The sequence below is a fragment of the Citrobacter sp. CK199 genome (assembly GCF_030333285.1).
In the GTDB taxonomy this organism is placed as follows: Bacteria; Pseudomonadota; Gammaproteobacteria; order Enterobacterales; family Enterobacteriaceae; genus Citrobacter_B; species Citrobacter_B koseri.
In genome coordinates, this window is record NZ_JAOWGF010000021.1 from 237,695 (window position 1) to 253,999 (window position 16,305).

Annotated in this window: 15 protein-coding genes and 1 tRNA gene; 10 read left to right on the forward strand and 6 right to left on the reverse strand. The window is 55.8% G+C overall.

Annotated features, from left to right (window positions below):
• Positions 1-446: 446 nt before the first annotated feature.
• From OGX75_RS02410 to OGX75_RS02425, 4 genes are all read right to left on the reverse strand, one after another.
• Positions 447-523: transfer RNA gene (locus tag OGX75_RS02410), tRNA-Pro, on the reverse strand.
• Positions 524-614: 91 nt separating this feature from the next.
• Positions 615-2,306, reverse strand: a complete 1,692-nt coding sequence (eptB, locus tag OGX75_RS02415; RefSeq protein ID WP_286450996.1) for a kdo(2)-lipid A phosphoethanolamine 7''-transferase — start codon at positions 2,304-2,306, stop codon at positions 615-617.
• Positions 2,307-2,519: 213 nt separating this feature from the next.
• Complete coding sequence (locus OGX75_RS02420; RefSeq protein WP_071259261.1) at positions 2,520-3,722, reverse strand: L-lactate MFS transporter; 1,203 nt, start codon at positions 3,720-3,722, stop codon at positions 2,520-2,522.
• A gap of 252 nt (positions 3,723-3,974) precedes the next feature.
• Entirely contained in the window at positions 3,975-4,679 is a 705-nt protein-coding gene (locus OGX75_RS02425) for an autotransporter outer membrane beta-barrel domain-containing protein (protein ID WP_047460372.1), read from the reverse strand.
• 158 nt (positions 4,680-4,837) lie between these two features.
• On the opposite strand from OGX75_RS02425, the gene tag reads away from it, so the two are divergent.
• The gene (gene tag, locus OGX75_RS02430) at positions 4,838-5,419 is read left to right on the forward strand and encodes a DNA-3-methyladenine glycosylase I (RefSeq protein ID WP_012135682.1); all 582 of its coding nucleotides are present in this window, start codon (positions 4,838-4,840) and stop codon (positions 5,417-5,419) included.
• Positions 5,397-5,828, forward strand: coding sequence for an N-acetyltransferase (locus tag OGX75_RS02435; RefSeq protein WP_286450997.1), 432 nt, complete (start codon positions 5,397-5,399; stop codon positions 5,826-5,828). The genes tag and OGX75_RS02435 overlap by 23 nt, the downstream gene beginning before the upstream one ends.
• On the opposite strand, the gene OGX75_RS02440 is transcribed toward OGX75_RS02435, so the two are convergent.
• The gene (locus OGX75_RS02440; RefSeq protein ID WP_134768949.1) at positions 5,806-8,139 is read right to left on the reverse strand and encodes a molybdopterin guanine dinucleotide-containing S/N-oxide reductase; all 2,334 of its coding nucleotides are present in this window, start codon (positions 8,137-8,139) and stop codon (positions 5,806-5,808) included. The genes OGX75_RS02435 and OGX75_RS02440 overlap by 23 nt on opposite strands.
• Positions 8,140-8,305: 166 nt before the next feature.
• Here OGX75_RS02440 and OGX75_RS02445 point away from each other — a divergent pair, with 166 nt between their 5' ends.
• From OGX75_RS02445 to ghrB, 6 genes are all read left to right on the forward strand, one after another.
• Entirely contained in the window at positions 8,306-8,968 is a 663-nt protein-coding gene (locus tag OGX75_RS02445; protein ID WP_286450998.1) for an OmpA family lipoprotein, read from the forward strand.
• A 148-nt stretch (positions 8,969-9,116) separates the two neighbouring features.
• Positions 9,117-10,133, forward strand: a complete 1,017-nt coding sequence (locus tag OGX75_RS02450; protein ID WP_024131050.1) for a LacI family DNA-binding transcriptional regulator — start codon at positions 9,117-9,119, stop codon at positions 10,131-10,133.
• Between the two features lie 100 nt (positions 10,134-10,233).
• Complete coding sequence (locus OGX75_RS02455) at positions 10,234-10,983, forward strand: sugar phosphate isomerase/epimerase family protein (RefSeq protein ID WP_104868045.1); 750 nt, start codon at positions 10,234-10,236, stop codon at positions 10,981-10,983.
• 3 nt (positions 10,984-10,986) lie between these two features.
• Positions 10,987-11,925 (forward strand): sugar kinase, encoded by a 939-nt coding sequence (locus OGX75_RS02460; RefSeq protein ID WP_200053726.1) that lies wholly within the window; start codon positions 10,987-10,989, stop codon positions 11,923-11,925.
• A 68-nt stretch (positions 11,926-11,993) separates the two neighbouring features.
• Positions 11,994-13,274 carry an MFS transporter gene (locus OGX75_RS02465; RefSeq protein ID WP_049008241.1) on the forward strand — a complete coding sequence of 427 codons (1,281 nt, stop codon included), beginning with the start codon at positions 11,994-11,996 and terminating at the stop codon, positions 13,272-13,274.
• Positions 13,275-13,296: 22 nt separating this feature from the next.
• On the forward strand, positions 13,297-14,271 hold the full coding sequence (ghrB, locus tag OGX75_RS02470; RefSeq protein WP_047460360.1) for a glyoxylate/hydroxypyruvate reductase GhrB: 975 nt from the start codon (positions 13,297-13,299) through the stop codon (positions 14,269-14,271).
• A 93-nt stretch (positions 14,272-14,364) separates the two neighbouring features.
• On the opposite strand, the gene OGX75_RS02475 is transcribed toward ghrB, so the two are convergent.
• A complete protein-coding gene (locus tag OGX75_RS02475; RefSeq protein ID WP_024131051.1) occupies positions 14,365-15,075 on the reverse strand; it encodes a DUF3053 domain-containing protein in 711 nt (236 codons plus the stop codon).
• Positions 15,076-15,431: 356 nt separating this feature from the next.
• On the opposite strand from OGX75_RS02475, the gene OGX75_RS02480 reads away from it, so the two are divergent.
• Positions 15,432-15,722 (forward strand): HTH-type transcriptional regulator, encoded by a 291-nt coding sequence (locus OGX75_RS02480; protein ID WP_058668263.1) that lies wholly within the window; start codon positions 15,432-15,434, stop codon positions 15,720-15,722.
• A 280-nt stretch (positions 15,723-16,002) separates the two neighbouring features.
• Complete coding sequence (cspE, locus tag OGX75_RS02485) at positions 16,003-16,215, forward strand: transcription antiterminator/RNA stability regulator CspE (protein WP_000014594.1); 213 nt, start codon at positions 16,003-16,005, stop codon at positions 16,213-16,215.
• Positions 16,216-16,305: the final 90 nt, after the last annotated feature.

The following is a 16,305-nucleotide window of genomic DNA, read 5'->3' on the forward strand; positions in this document are numbered from 1 at the left end:
AATTTAAGCAAAGATAAAAAAAGACAATGGAATATGTCACAAAAACGTGAACAAACAGTGAGAAGTGATGCACATTTTTTGCCAATGGCGAAATCGCCGTAGGCCGGATAAGGCGCTTGCGCCGCCATCCGGCGTTACCGAAAATGAGCGACCGATCCTGCCTGATGGCGCTGCGCTTATCAGGCCTACAATGCTGAGCCGTAGGCCGGATAAGGCGCCTGCGCCGTCATCCGGCGTTGCCGAAAATGAGTGACCGATCCTGCCTGATGGCGCTTCGCTTATCAGGCCTACAATGCTTCGCCGTAGGCCGGATAAGGCGCCTGCGCCGCCATCCGGCGTTACCGAAAGTGGGCGACCAATCCCGCCTGATGGCGCTACGCTTATCAGGACTACAATGCTGAATTCCAGACAGCAAAAAGCCAGCCCGTGGGCTGGCTTTTCTGAATTGGTCGGTGATAGAGGATTCGAACCTCCGACCCCTTCGTCCCGAACGAAGTGCGCTACCAGGCTGCGCCAATCACCGAATGCGGGGCGCATCTTACTGCTCAGGTGCGCGCCCGTCAATCCCTTAGTTTGAAAATGCCATTCAATCGGTGAGAAAGTCAGCAGACCGCTTACTGCACCACTGCATTCTGTTCAGCCGGAATATGGCACCAGTCGTTGTTTTCGTTAATTCCGCCATCTGGCGAGGTGTAGCCGAGACATCCCATCACCGTGTCATACAGCTCCACATGACGGCGCGGCGTTTTCATCGCCGCCGCCTGTTGCAGGCGCGCAAGCATCTGCGCATGCTGCGGGTTCTCCAGATACTTATCCGACATCCACACCAGCATTGGCACCCGGAACTGTTCTGGCGGCGCCATCTTGCGCGGCGTGCCGTGCAAATGCTCGCGCTCATTGATCGACTCGCCGTGATCGGCGGCGTAAAACACAATGGCTTTCTTATCGCGCAGCTGATCGAACACGCGGGTAATAAAGTGATCAACATAGCTCACCGAGTTATCGTAAGAGTTGATCATCTCCGCTTTTGTGCAGCCGTCGTCAACGCCGACACACTCTGGCGTCCACTGCGCAAAACTGCGGGGATACCGCTGCGTATAGTTATAATGAGACCCCTTGGTATGCATCACGATCAGGTGTTTCCCGTCAGGGGTTTGCGCTAACGAACGCTGCATTTCATCCACCAGCAACATATCATCAACCGTCTTACCTCGGTTGCGCGGCTCTGCGCCGATTTGCTCGCGGTAGGCAATGTTATCCGCCATCGTATTGCTGTAGAACCACATCTCGCTCTGCATCGCATACAGATCGGCGCTAAACCCTAGCTGCTTCAGCACCGCAAAAATGTTTTGCTCTTTCAGCGTACGCTGCGGATTCTCCGACGCGCCACCCTCGCGCACAAACATACAGCGCAGCGAAAGTTTGGTCGCGGTATCACACGACTCACCCCGGAACGCCGCGAGGTTTTTTTCCTGCGCCAGCTTCGGCGTCGTATTCCGCTCGTAGCCGAAGATGCCCATATGATCCCAACGCGTGGTTTCGCCGATGATAAACACAACGTACGTGTCATCAATGCCTTCTGGCGCAACATAGGTAAACTTCTTCGCCGGGTTCATCAGCGAGTTATTATCCGACGACTCATCCACCTGCGCCCAGGCGTACAGACCTAAAGCCGACAGCCAGTTCGACGGTAAATAAGAGTTCGCCACCACGCCGCCATAGCTCGGCAAATCGATACCCGTTGTTCGTTCAACACTCTTTTGCTGAACGTCGAGCAGGCGAATCGGCGCCCACACCATCACCCCAGCCAGAACCACCGCCGCCACGCTACGAACGCGCTGGCCCGGCGTGCGTAACTGCCGCAGCAGGGTGTAACGACAGCGGTTACTCCAGATAAAGACCAGCGGCAGAATGCTCACCGCCACCAGCCACAAAATGAAGTGCCAGCCGACGACCTCTTTCGATAAATCGATATCCGTGGTCATCACGGAGGCAATAATGCCGTAGCCGATCACCACGTTCAGGAGGGTCATGTAATAGCTGGCGCTCGCGGAGAACAGCACCACCAGCGTAACCAGAACCCGCCAGGCGCGGCGACCAAACAGGGAAAGCAGACGGAGTAAGAAGAACGTGGCGAGAACCGTGGCCCCAAGTTCAACCACTGCCGAGAGGCCTTTCCAGACGGTAAATTCCTGCGCATAGCTACCGAACCGGCGGTAAAACACTGCGCAATTCATAAACAGGCCGATATAGAGCGCAAGCAAGAAGCTCAGCTTCTGCTGCGTCATCGATTTAATGTATTTCATGCAAGCAAACCCTGGAAATCGGGATAAAAACCACCCGCAAAAGGCCATTCCAGACCGGGCAGGTGGATAAATGCGGTAACAGCAGATGTCAGACAGTCTACACGCGCGGGTATGTAGACCACAGGGAAGCGTAAAAGTGTCGGAAGAATAAGCAAGCGGCCCGGATATTTACAAAAATATCCGGGCCGGGAAGTGGTTAAATGATGAATAAAATCAGGCGTGAGCCTCTTTAAAGACGCGGCGCTGAGGCTGGCGAATCGTGGTCGAGAGCGCCAGAGAGAGGATCAGCAGAGCGAAAATAACGCAGAAGGTGACGTAGAACCCACCGAACAGCGAGGCGATAATCGACCCGCAAATACTGCCAATCCCAAAGCCCAGGTAAATCACGCCGTAGTTTTTCGCCAGGTTATTCAGGCCGAAGAACTCGCTCACCAGCGACGGGAACACCGTGATCGTACCGCCGAAGTTAAAGGCGACGCAGGCAATCGCGGCGAAGAACGTCACATCACTCAGCGGCGCGAACAGTAATGCTGCCATCCCGACCAGCGAGACAACCTGACCGATAGTAATCACGCGGATACGGGCGATTTTGTCAGACAGAATGCCCAGCACCAGGCGGCCTGACAGGTTAGCGATGGAAATCACCGTGACCGCGTTGGCCGCCGAAGCAACATCCATATGCGCCAGCCCCTGAGCAATGTCTTTCGCCACGCCGATGACATACAGACCGCTCATGCAGGCCGTCAGGAACATCACCGCCAGCATCCAGTACTGCGGTTTACGCATGGACTGCGCCAGGGTGAAGTCGTTTTCCACCACCCCGTTTACCGCTTTAACATCCTGATTCGGCGCGTCTTTCATCAGCGTTGAACCAAAGACAATCATCACCAGCACAATCGCGCCCCAGATCATAAATGTCTTTTCCAGACCGACCGTCGCCAGCAGCTGGCTGTCGATGAATTTGAAGCCGAGGCTACCGAGGCCATAAGAACCAATCGCGAAGGCGGAAATCAGCCCTTTACGTTCCGGGAACCATTTTACGCAGTTAGACAGCGTTAACAGATATCCCGCCCCGTCCGCCAGGCCAACCAGCACCCCGGCGCTCAGCCACAGCATCATAAGGTTGTTGGAATGCGCCGTTAAAAAGAAGCCGATGCCCAGTAAAACACCTGACGCCATCGTGACGCGTTTTACGCCGAAACGTTCCTGTAATTTACCCGCCACGGAAGAGGAGATCGCCAGTCCCAGGCTCAACAAGCCAAATGAAAAGGCCACCTGGCTGACGGGTTCATCCAGTTTCGCAGAGAGCGCGCCATTAAACAGGCTCCAGGTGTAAACAGAACCTAACGCAAATTGCGTGATGATGGTGCCGATAAGCGTCAGCCAACGGGTACGCTGATAATCAGAAGTTTTCATGGCAGTCTTCCTGCATAAACAAAGGAGAAATTCACTGCTGATAACAATAACGAAGTGCTTTTTATGCAGGGGAAAAACGGCATGAAATGCCATCAGAGCGGAATGAAATGCCTGGATTGCGGAATGAATGACGAGACAAAGACTGCGCGGCGTGATTTTTTTAAGGTCAGTTAGTACCTACTATCGCTGTACGTCTTGTTATTAAAGAGACTTAATTGTAAAAAACTTGTTTTTATTACGTGCGTATTCTCGTTAAAATCTGGCGCTAACGCCCAGGGTGTACAGATAGTCGCTATTGCTTGCGCTGTTATCTGCCTGAGAGAGCGCCGCATACGCCGCGATATGCGGGTTCAGTAGCATATCCGCCCCCACCGTCACATCCAGCCAGTTGCCATTCTGATCCGCCGCCGTCATTCGACTCAGCCCCGACTGCGCTTTCCAGATGTTCTCGCCGTATTGCTGGTTATAGCTGATTTGCGCCCAGGGACGGATATCGCCAAACTGCGAATTCACCCGCCAGCCCAACGTACTGACGCTGGCATGCCACAGAGGGTCGGTCAGCGCCTGCGCCGTCACGCTGTCGCCAAATTCATTAAACATCGAGGTGGTTGAGCCGTCGTAATGCAGGCTGGCGACCGGCCCGGTCGTCACGCGCCCGGCAAGCGGAAAATTCCAGCCCATGCTCATGCCGCTGGTCGCATCCAGTGGCGTTTGATCGGCCAGGCTCAGCACAGGGCCAGGCGCATTCTGGCTGGACCGAATCCGCTCCGCCAGAATATCGTTGTAACTTGGTTGGTGATCGCTGTCCCATGTATAGCGTTCTGTCGTATGACCCGATACGGCATCAGCGATATATTCTTGTTGCCAGGCATATGCTGTGTTAGTGAAAATTGCACAGACGATAACGCTCGCCAGGCAGCACCACACCTGGCGACCACTGCATTTTTTTATAATCATCAACGCGACTCCAGAGAAGAGCCGAATTCGGCGATATTATTGTCATTGTTTGGCGGTTCCAGGGCTTATTAGCCCTGTATTAAATATTGTCTTTTTAGCTGGCGCGTCAAGGCGGGCCGAATGAAATTTTTGCGGTAGTCAAAACAGCGAGGAAGAGTATGCAGCGTTGCGGATGGGTCAGTCAGGACCCACTATACATCGCCTATCACGACAAGGAGTGGGGCATTCCCGAAACCGACGGCAAAAAGCTGTTCGAGATGATCTGCCTTGAAGGCCAGCAGGCGGGGCTTTCCTGGATCACCGTGCTGAAGAAACGGGAAAACTATCGCGCAAACTTCCACCACTTTGATCCCGTCCGCGTCGCGGCGATGCAGGAAGACGACGTTGAGCGTCTGTTGCAGGATGCGGGCATTATTCGCCATCGGGGGAAAATTCAGGCCATCATCGGCAATGCCAGGGCGTATCTCGCGATGGAGCAAAATGGCGAACCGTTTGCTGAATTCGTCTGGTCTTTTGTCGAAAACCAGCCGCAGGTAACGCGAGCCGCCAGCCTGAGCGAGATCCCCACCTCAACCCCCGCGTCGGATGCGCTGGCAAAAGCGCTGAAAAAACGCGGCTTCAAGTTCGTCGGCACCACCATTTGCTACTCCTTTATGCAGGCGTGCGGGCTGGTCAACGACCATATCACGGGCTGTTTCTGCCATCCTGGAGGTCAGCATGATTCGCGAATCCCGGACTGACGATATGGCGTCAATTTTGACGCTCTGGATGGAGAGCACGATCTATGCCCACCCGTTTATCGAAGCGCGCTACTGGCGCGAAAGCGAAGCGATAGTGCGTGACGTGTACTTGCCCGCCGCGCAGACCTGGGTGTGGGAAGAAGCAGGTTTACTGAAAGGCTTTGCCAGCGTGATGGAAGCGCGCTTTTTGGGCGCGCTGTTTGTCACGCCGGACGCGATCCGCAGCGGGATTGGCAAGGCGCTGGTGCAGCATGTTCAGCAGCGCTTTACCGCGCTCAGCCTGGAGGTTTACCAGAAAAATCAGTCGGCGGTGAATTTCTACCATGCGCTGGGTTTTCGTATCGAAGACAGCGCATGGCAGGAAGATACACAGCATCCGACATGGATTATGGGCTGGCAGGCGGATTAAACGCCGTAAGCGTCAGCGAGGGGCCGGTATACTTTTCAATCCACGCCAGCGCGGTGTTGCCCGCACAGCCGTTCCCCAGTCGCGAACTGGGGAGATCTTTGGTCAACACGTTTACCGCGCCATTTTTACAAATGCCGCCAGCCGACACCTCTAAATCCGGCCATGCCCCTTCATGAATGCAGATAACGCCGGGTCTAATGCCCTCCGTCACCACCGCGCCCGCCAGAATTTGTCCTCGGTGATTCCAGACCCGCACCGTGTCGCCGTCGGCAATGCCCCGCGTCTGCGCATCCTGCGGATGCAGAGTAACCGGTTCGCGCCCCGCCACCGCATACTGTTCACGAAGCTGGCTGTAGTTAAGCTGGCTGTGCAGACGATGCGCCGGGTGGGCGGACAGCACCTGTAGCTGACCGGGTTCGGCATTGCCGTGCCATTCGTCCGGCTCCAGCCACATTGGGTGTCCTGGGCAGTCCGCATAGCCGTAGTCCGCAATTCGCCGGGAATAGATCTCTATCTTGCCGCTGTCCGTTTTCAGTGGATGCGCGTCGGGGTCGCGGCGGAAATCCGCAAAGCGGATAAACTGCGCGTTGGCCGCATTCTCCGGCATTTCAATCAGATCGTTGGCTTCCCAGAACTGTGCAAACGGCGGCAGCGTCACCTGCTGGCTGGCGCCGCGTTGCCCGGCGATGTTGTAGAAGGTTTCCAGCCACTCAAGCTCGCTTTTCCCTTCGGTGAAGCGCGCATGGCCGCCCGTTTCCCAGCGTTCGCTCAGTTCGGCAAACACGTCAAAATCATTACGGGCCTCATCACGCGGCGGCACAACCTGCTTCATCGGCACCAGATGCTGGTTGCTGTAGTCGCCGGTCATGGTTAAGTCGTTACGTTCATAAGAGGTCGTGGCAGGTAACACGATATCGGCATGTTTCGCCGCAGCGGTCCAGAAACATTCGGAGATCACCACCAGTTCCGGCTTTTGCCAGGCGCGAATCAGACGGTTGGTATCCTGATGATGCGTAAAGTTCGCGCCACCGGCCCACCAGACGAAGCGGATATCCGGGAAATGGCGGTTCATACCGTTGTGCTGATAGGGCGCGCCGGGATTCTCCAGCGCCTCGACAATGCGCGCCACCGGAATTTTGTCTACCGCATCGGTGCCGCCTGGCAGACTGCCCTGCATTGAAGCCAGTACGGCGGCGCGGCGCGTCGGGTTTCCCCCGTTGGCGAAATGGTACGAGAGGCCAAAACCGCCGCCGGGCGTGCCAATTTGCCCTAACATGGCGGCAAGCGTTACCAGCATCCAGTGTTTTTGCTCGCCGAACTGCTGACGCTGCATCCCCCAGCCAGACATCAACATGGTGGTGTTTTTATGGAAGAGTTCCGCCAGTTCGTGAATTTTAGCGGCGGATACGCCGCAAATATCTGCCGCCCATTCCGCCGTTTTCGCCACGCCGTCGCTCACGCCCAGCAGATAGTCGGCGAATGTCTCGTAACCGGTCGTGCAGCGCGCCAGAAACGCGTCATCATGCCAGCCGTTTTTCACCAGCGTATGCGCAATCCCCAGCATCAGCGCCACGTCAGTCCCCATATGCGGGGCGATCCACTCCATCTTATCGCCAAAGAACGCCGCGCTTTCCGATCGCATTGGATCGATGCAGATCAGCCGTTTCCCGCTGTTGCGCAGCGCGGCAAAGTAAGCAATGCCCTGCTCATCCGATGCATTCCAGGCAATTTTTAGCGTATTCAACGGGTTGGCGCTCCATAGCACCACCACGTCACTGTGTTCCAGCACAACCGGCCAGCTGGTCTGCTGCTGGTAAACTTCGTTTCCGCCCACCACATACGGCATGATGGCCTGCGCCGCCCCCGTAGAGTAATCCCCCAGATGCCCGGTATACCCGCCCGCCAGCGCCATATAACGCTGCAACAGGGTGGAAGCTTTATGCAGTACGCCATTCGAGCGCCAGCCATAAGAACCGGCAAAAATCGAGGACGGCCCATATGTTTCACGAATACGTTTGTGCTGGGTATGGATCAGATCCAACGCCTCATCCCAACTCACCCGCACAAATTCATCCTGACCGCGCACGCCCTGTGGCTTCTCTGGCGAGGCGAGAAATCCTTTACGCACCATCGGGAAACGCACCCGGGTAGGGCTGTGAACCTGGTCGCGCACGACGGTTTGCAGGGAATTGAGATGCGAAGTGGGCAGCGCCCCGCGAGACGCGAGAATCGTCTCGCCGTCAGTGTCGACCCGGACAGGTCCCCAGTGGGCGGCGGTTAATACCGAATAGTGCGATGGTGCGTTGATCAAAATGCGCTCCTGAATGCGATGCAGGTGTGACGGCTTATTTATTATGCCGCTCAATGTTACTTACAAATTTAAGAGTCTTCCCTGGAATTTTCTTCATGTTCGCACGTCATAATCAACCGCCACCGTCGCTGTGGCGAAAAAATAAAAAAGTCATTAAGGAACTAAGATGAAAAAACGTGTTTTGGTCATTGCTGCTATCGTGAGCGGCGCCCTGGCAGTATCTGGCTGCACAACAAACCCTTACACCGGCGAGCGCGAAGCGGGTAAATCCGGCATTGGCGCGGGCATTGGTTCTCTGGTCGGCGCAGGCGTCGGCGCACTCTCCTCTTCCAAGAAAGATCGCGGCAAAGGCGCGCTGATTGGCGCAGCGGCAGGCGCGGCGCTGGGCGGCGGCGTTGGCTATTACATGGACGTACAGGAAGCGAAACTGCGTGACAAAATGCAGGGAACGGGCGTGAGCGTGACGCGAAGTGGCGATAACATCATCCTGAATATGCCGAATAACGTCACCTTCGACAGCAGCAGCGCAACCCTGAAACCGGCAGGCGCCAACACGCTGACCGGCGTGGCGATGGTGCTGAAAGAGTACAACAAAACCGCCGTTAACGTAGTGGGCTACACCGACAGTACCGGCGGGCAGGATCTGAACATGCGTCTGTCGCAGCAGCGCGCGGACTCCGTGGCCAGCGCGCTGATCACCCAGTGCGTTGCCGCCAACCGCATCCGCACCAGCGGCATGGGCCCGGCGAACCCGATCGCCAGCAACAGCACCGCCGAAGGTAAAGCGCAAAACCGCCGCGTGGAAATCACCTTAAGTCCGTTGCAGTAATCGTTGTGCCGGGTGGCGACAGCGCCACCCGGCACATCGCCAGATGGCGGCTTCGCCTTATCCGGCCTACATTCTTATCCGGCATGAAGCGCTTGCCATCGTTGATTTTCGCGTTAAGGTGTTGTCACCAAATTCAGGGAAATCAGCGATGAGCAAATCAACACGGGCAACCATCAGCGATGTGGCGAAAGCCGCTAAAACCGGAAAAACCAGCATTTCACGCTATCTCAACGGCGAGAAGCATTTGCTGTCCGATGCCCTGCTGGCGCGCATTGAAAAAGCCATTGCCGAACTCGACTATCGCCCAAGCCTGATGGCCAGAGGCCTGAAACGCGGCCGTACCCGCCTGATTGGCCTGATCATCGCCGATATTACCAACCCCTATTCCGTTAACGTGTTGAGCGGCATTGAAGCCGCCTGCCGCGAGAAAGGGTTCACTCCACTGGTCTGTAACACCAACAATGAGGTGGATCAGGAACTGCACTATCTGGATCTGCTGCGTAGCTACCAGGTGGAAGGCATCGTGGTGAACGCCGTCGGGATGCGCGAGGAGGGGCTGAACCGCCTGCAACAGTCGGCGCTGCCGATGGTTCTGATTGACCGTAAAATCCCTGATTTCGCCTGCGATGTCGTGGGTCTGGATAACACCCAGGCGGCAACAACCGCCACCGAACATCTCATTGAGCAAGGGTTCGAGGCGATCCTGTTTCTCAGCGAACCGCTCGGTATGGTCAATACCCGCCGCGAGCGCCTGAACGCATTTCGTGCGACGCTGGCGCGTTATCCTGGCGTGGTGGCGGAAAACGCCGAGGTGCCGCTGGCGGAAAATACGCAACTGGATAACACCCTGCGCCATTTTCATCAACAGCACCGGGGGATGCGCAAAGCCGTGATCTCCGCTAACGGCGCGCTCACATTGCAGGTCGCCCGTTCGCTCAAACGCATTGGTCTTAACTGGGGCAGCGACATCGGCCTGCTCGGTTTTGACGAACTGGAATGGGCAGAGCTGGCAGGCGTCGGCATCACCACGCTGAAACAGCCGACCTGGCAAATTGGTTTTGCCGCTGTCGAGCAGGTTGTACGCCGCATTGAAGGGGGCAGCGACGCGATTCACGAGCAGGTTTTCTCCGGCGAGCTGATCGTTCGCGGCTCCACCGCCCGCTAATTTTCCTTCGTGATGGTGATCATAATTTCGACACACTGCACTTTTCTTTGGAACCGGTTCCATCTAGCGTAATAGCAAGAGCGATAGATTTGGAGTTCCCATGCAAAGAAAAATTATGGTGGTCACCGCCGCCTATGGCTACGACCAGGTGCGTGCCGCAGGCGGGCAAACCGCGATGCTGCCCATCATTGCCGGAGCGGGGGCGGATGGCGTCGAGATTCGCCGTGAAATGTTCACTGACGCCGAGCTTAACGCGCTCCCGCTGCTGGCGGCCGCCATTGACATTTTCGGCCTGCTGGCCTGCTATTCCGCGCCGGAACCGCTGTTCCTGGAGGATGGCAGCCTCAACCCCCACCTTCCCGACCTGTTACAGGAAGCCCGCACGCTGCAAGCGCGGTGGCTGAAAGTGTCGCTGGGTCATTTTGAACGCCAGGATCAGCTCGACACCCTGCGTGACTGGCTGGAGAGCAGCGGCATGGCGCTGGTGGTGGAAAATGATCAAACCGCCTGCGGGAAATTGCGCCCGATGCAACGCTTCAATGCCGCCTGTCAGGTACAGAACCTGCCCATCAGACTGACGTTTGATATGGGGAACTGGCTGTGGGTAGGCGACTCGCCGGAAGACGCCGCACGCTACCTGGCGCCCGCCGTCGGCTATATCCACGTTAAAGCCGCCACGCCCCATCACGACAGTTTCCGCGCCGTTGCGCCGGATGACGCCGATCCCCGCTGGCTGGCGCTGCTGAACGCGCTGCCTGTTGATGTACCGCGCGGTATTGAGTTCCCACTGGAAGGGCAAGATTTGACGGCGGTGACTCGTCGCTACGTCGATTTGTTACGTGAGGAGTAACGCATGAAAAATTCTCTGGATGTCATCACGATTGGTGAAGCAATGGCGATGTTCGTCGCCACGCAAACGGGCGATCTCGCGGACGTAGACGCGTTTATCAAACGCGTCGCCGGGGCCGAACTTAACGTAGCGACCGGCCTGGCGCGCCTGGGGTTAAACGTCGGCTGGGTAAGCCGCGTCGGTGATGACAGTTTTGGCCGTTTTGTCCTTAAGTCGCTTGAAAAAGAAGGGATTGATGCGCAGGGCGTCACGCTGGACGGACGTTACGCAACCGGCTTTCAGCTTAAATCTAAAGTCGAAAATGGAACCGATCCCATTGTGGAATATTTCCGTAAAGGTTCTGCTGCAAGCCACCTTTCCGTGGACGATTACCACGATGCGTACTTCTCCGGCGCGCGTCATCTGCACTTAAGCGGCGTTGCGGCGGCGCTTTCCGCCAGCTCTTATGAACTGCTGGCGCATACCGCCCGCATCATGAAAGCGCAGGGCAAAACGATTTCATTCGATCCGAATCTGCGCCCGGTGCTGTGGAAAAGCGAAGCCGAAATGGTGGAAAAACTTAACCGCCTCGCCTTCCAGGCTGACTGGGTGCTGCCCGGTCTGAAAGAGGGAATGATATTAACCGGACAGCAAACGCCTGAGGGCATTGCCGATTTTTATCTGCGCCACGGCGTGAAAGCGGTGGTGCTGAAAACCGGCGCGGATGGCGCCTGGTACAAAACCGCTGAGGGCGAGCAAGGCTGCGTCGCACCGGTGAAAGTGGACAACGTGGTCGATACGGTTGGTGCGGGCGATGGCTTTGCCGTGGGCGTGATCAGCGCCCTGCTGGAAGGCCGCACGCTGCATCAGGCAGTGACGCGAGGCAATAAAATTGGCGCGCTGGCGATTCAGGTTCAGGGCGACAGTGAAGGATTACCCACTCGTGAAGCGTTAGGCGAATAAACTTCACGCAATGATAACAGCCCCCTGTACCCTACATACAGCGGCGGCATAGTGACAGAGGCAGGCCTATGACAAGCTCAACAAATGCAGCAAAACGCTGGTGGTACATCATGCCTATCGTGTTCATCACGTACAGCCTGGCGTACCTGGATCGCGCAAACTTCAGCTTCGCTTCCGCAGCGGGGATTAACGAAGACCTCGGCATCACGAAAGGGATCTCCTCCCTGCTGGGCGCCCTGTTCTTCCTCGGTTATTTCTTCTTCCAGATCCCAGGCGCGGTGTACGCCGAGCGTCGCAGCGTACGTAAGCTGATCTTCATCTGCCTGATTTTATGGGGAGCATGCGCATCGCTGACCGGGATGGTGAGTAATATCCCAATGCTTGCCGCCATCCGCTTTATTCTCGGCGTCGTGGAAGCGGCCGTTATGCCCGCCATGCTGATTTACATCAGCAACTGGTTCACAAAGTCAGAGCGTTCGCGCGCCAATACGTTCCTGATTCTCGGCAACCCGGTGACGGTGCTGTGGATGTCCGTAGTTTCAGGCTACCTGATTCAGGCGCTCGGCTGGCGTGAAATGTTCATTATTGAAGGTTTCCCCGCCATCATCTGGGCGTTCTTCTGGTGGGTGCTGGTGAAAGACAAACCGTCACAAGCTGGATGGCTGACGGAGTCAGAAAAAGCCGCGCTTCAGGCGCAGCTGGAAAAAGAGCAGCAGGGCATCAAAGCGGTACGCAATTACAGCGAGGCATTCCGCTCACGCAACGTCATCCTGCTGTGCATGCAGTATTTCACCTGGAGTATCGGGGTGTACGGGTTTGTTCTGTGGCTGCCGTCCATCATCCGCAGCGGCAGCGCGAATATGGGCATGGTGGAAGTCGGCTGGCTCTCTTCAGTGCCGTACCTGGCGGCGACGATCGCGATGATCGTTGTCTCCTGGGCATCCGATAAACTGCAAAACCGTAAACTGTTCGTCTGGCCGCTGCTGTTGATTGCCGCCTTTGCCTTTATCGGTTCATGGGCCGTTGGCGCGAACAACTTCTGGCTTTCTTATACCCTGCTGGTTATCGCCGGTGCGGCGATGTATGCCCCTTATGGCCCGTTCTTCGCCATTATTCCTGAAATGCTGCCGCGTAACGTCGCGGGCGGCGCAATGGCGCTGATCAACAGTATGGGCGCGCTGGGCTCTTTCTTTGGTTCATGGTTCGTCGGCTATCTCAACGGCGCAACCGGCAGCCCGGCCGCCTCGTACATTTTTATGGGGGTGGCGCTTTTCGCCTCAGTATGGCTAACTTTAATTGTTAAGCCTGCTAACAATCAGCAATTACCGATTGGCGCACGCCACGCTTAAACCTTAACTCACGGAGATCCGCATGAAGCCGTCCATTATTCTCTACAAAGCGTTACCTGACGATTTACTGCATCGCCTGGAAGAGCATTTCACCGTCACGCAGGTGCCAAATCTTCGCCCGGAAACGGTAGAACAACACGCCCAGGCTTTCGCCAGCGCGGAAGGTTTGTTGGGCTCCAGCGAAACCGTCAATAGCGCGCTGCTGGAGAAGATGCCGAAACTACGCGCGGCATCGACCGTCTCCGTGGGTTATGACAATTTTGATGTGGCTGCCCTCAACGCGCGCAGCGTATTGCTGATGCACACGCCGACCGTGCTGACGGAAACCGTTGCGGATACGGTAATGGCGCTGGTGCTGAGTACCGCCCGCCGCGTGGTGGAAGTGGCCGAACGCGTCAAAGTGGGGGAATGGACAAAAAGCATCGGGCCAGACTGGTTTGGCACTGATGTACACCACAAAACGCTGGGGATTGTCGGGATGGGGCGCATTGGTCTTGCGCTGGCGCAACGCGCTCACTTCGGCTTTAACATGCCGATTCTCTACAACGCCCGCCGCCATCATCCTGAGGCGGAAGAACGCTTCAACGCCCGGTACTGCGATCTGGACACCCTGTTGCAGACGGCGGATTTTGTCTGCCTGATCCTGCCGCTGACGGAAGAGACGCATCACCTGTTTGGCGCGGCGCAGTTTGCCAAAATGAAGTCCTCCGCCATTTTCATTAACGCAGGGCGCGGCCCGGTCGTGGATGAAAACGCGCTGATTGCCGCCCTGCAAAGCGGTGAAATTCATGCGGCGGGTCTGGATGTGTTTGAACAAGAACCGCTGCCGGTCGATTCGCCGCTGCTGTCGCTGCCGAACGTTGTGGCGCTGCCGCACATCGGGTCTGCCACTCATGAGACGCGCTACAACATGGCCGCCTGCGCGGTGGATAACTTAATTGATGCGTTACAAGGCAAGGTGGAGAAGAACTGCGTGAACCCGCAGGTCGCAGGATAATAAATGGCCGGGCGGCGGCGTTGCCCTGCCCGGCCTACAACGTTGCTTAACCGTATGCCCGATCGACGCCAGCGCCATCGGGCATAAACAGCGTTACTGGATCGCGTTTACCGCAGTGGTCCAGGCCTGATTAAATGCCTGGTGCTGAGACGCCAGCGGCCCAATCAGCGTGTTGTACTGGCTGGCCTGCTGTGACGTCGGGAACTGAATGCCGTTCGCGACAAAGCTCACCTGCGTGTCCTGCTGCGCCACAAAGTCGCCGACCTGCACCAGTTGCTGCGTGAAAATTTGCGCAGCCGGAATCAGCGGCTGTAACGCCTCCGAAGGCGCCGTCACCACTTTACTGTAAACCTGATCAAAGACCGGTTTCAGGTCGTCGGACTGTTTCAGCGCGCTGTGCGCGGCATCTGCCTGCAATTTCGCATTCTGCAACTGCTGGCCCAGCACGCCCAGAGAACCATTTGCCTGACGCAGCGGCTCGCGCTGAGTGACATAGTCCTGAGGAACGCGGATCGCATTGACGCTATCCACAACCGGACGCAGACCGGAATCCATCGCCTGATTCACCTGCTGCGAATAGCCATACAGGATCGCATAATCAGACACGAACGGACCAAATTGTTTTTTCTGATCGGCGGTCAACGTCGGCAGACGCTCCCCGCTACGCATCGCAGTATTCTGCAGGAAATCAATAAACGCTTTACGCTGATCACCTTCTTTATCAAAACACCCGCTCAGGCTAACTACCATTAATAACGCCATAACAGGCGCAAACCAGCGAGAGCAGGACTTACCTGTCGCCATTTTAATACTCCTTTCACCCAAAAATGCGCACAACGATGCCGCGTGCCTGACGCTGACAAGGATAGTCCAGGACAGCCTTGCAAGATACCCTTTCTGCGTAATCTTGCCGTGGAATATTATACGAAGAAACGGCCAGCTTTTTTACGTGATAAAATTTTTGTTATCTTTACAATTGCGCGCCGTCGATCCGATATGTCGGCCTTTTTCAGATCCTTAGCCAACGCGCGATCCTGACCGGAATGCGCTGAAACGAATCCACTTCTTTGCCGCTTCCAACCGGCTTCACGTTTCCCGACTATTCTTAATGAGCTTCGATGAAATTCACGATCCCGCTGTGTGATTTATAGGAGTTCTCAATGGAATACAAAGATCCTATGTTTGAACTGCTGAGCAGTCTGGAACAAATTGTTTTTAAAGATGTATCGCAGACGATTATCCTGACAAACAAGCCCAACCCTTTTACAGAGTTTGAACAGTTACGAAGAGGAACCGGGCTAAAAACAGATGATTTTGCCCGGGCGATGGGCGTAACCGTTGCCATGGTGCAGGAATGGGAATCCAGACGGGTAAAACCGTCGAGTACCGAGTTAAATCTGATGCGCCTGATCCAGGCCAACCCAGGTTTAAGTAAGCAGTTGATGAAATAGATTATTGCCTGATTTTTTCGTTTAACGGTCCTGTTAAGGGGCCGTTTCCCGACAGACTTACCCGAAAGAAGTAAAATAAAAGTTGCATCCACAGGCGTTACATGAGTTAATGCGTCCAACGGTTTGACGTACAGACCATTAAAGCAGTTTAGTAAGGCAGTCCCCTTCAAGAGTTATCCGTTGATACCCCTCGTAGTGCGCATTTCCTTAACGCTTAAAAAATCTGTAAAGCACGCCATATCGCCGAAAGGCACACTTATTTTTTAAAAGGTAATACACTATGTCCGGTAAAATGACTGGTATCGTAAAATGGTTCAACGCTGATAAAGGCTTCGGCTTCATCACTCCTGACGATGGCTCCAAAGACGTGTTCGTACACTTCTCTGCTATCCAGAACGACGGTTACAAATCCCTGGATGAAGGTCAGAAAGTTTCCTTCACCATCGAAAGCGGCGCTAAAGGCCCGGCAGCTGGTAACGTAACCAGCCTGTAATCTTAGCCTTATAAGCTCAGAATTGAAGATCCCTGCCTATCGGCGGGGATTTTTTTTACCTTTTTCCCCATAAAAAAACCTGCCAGATGG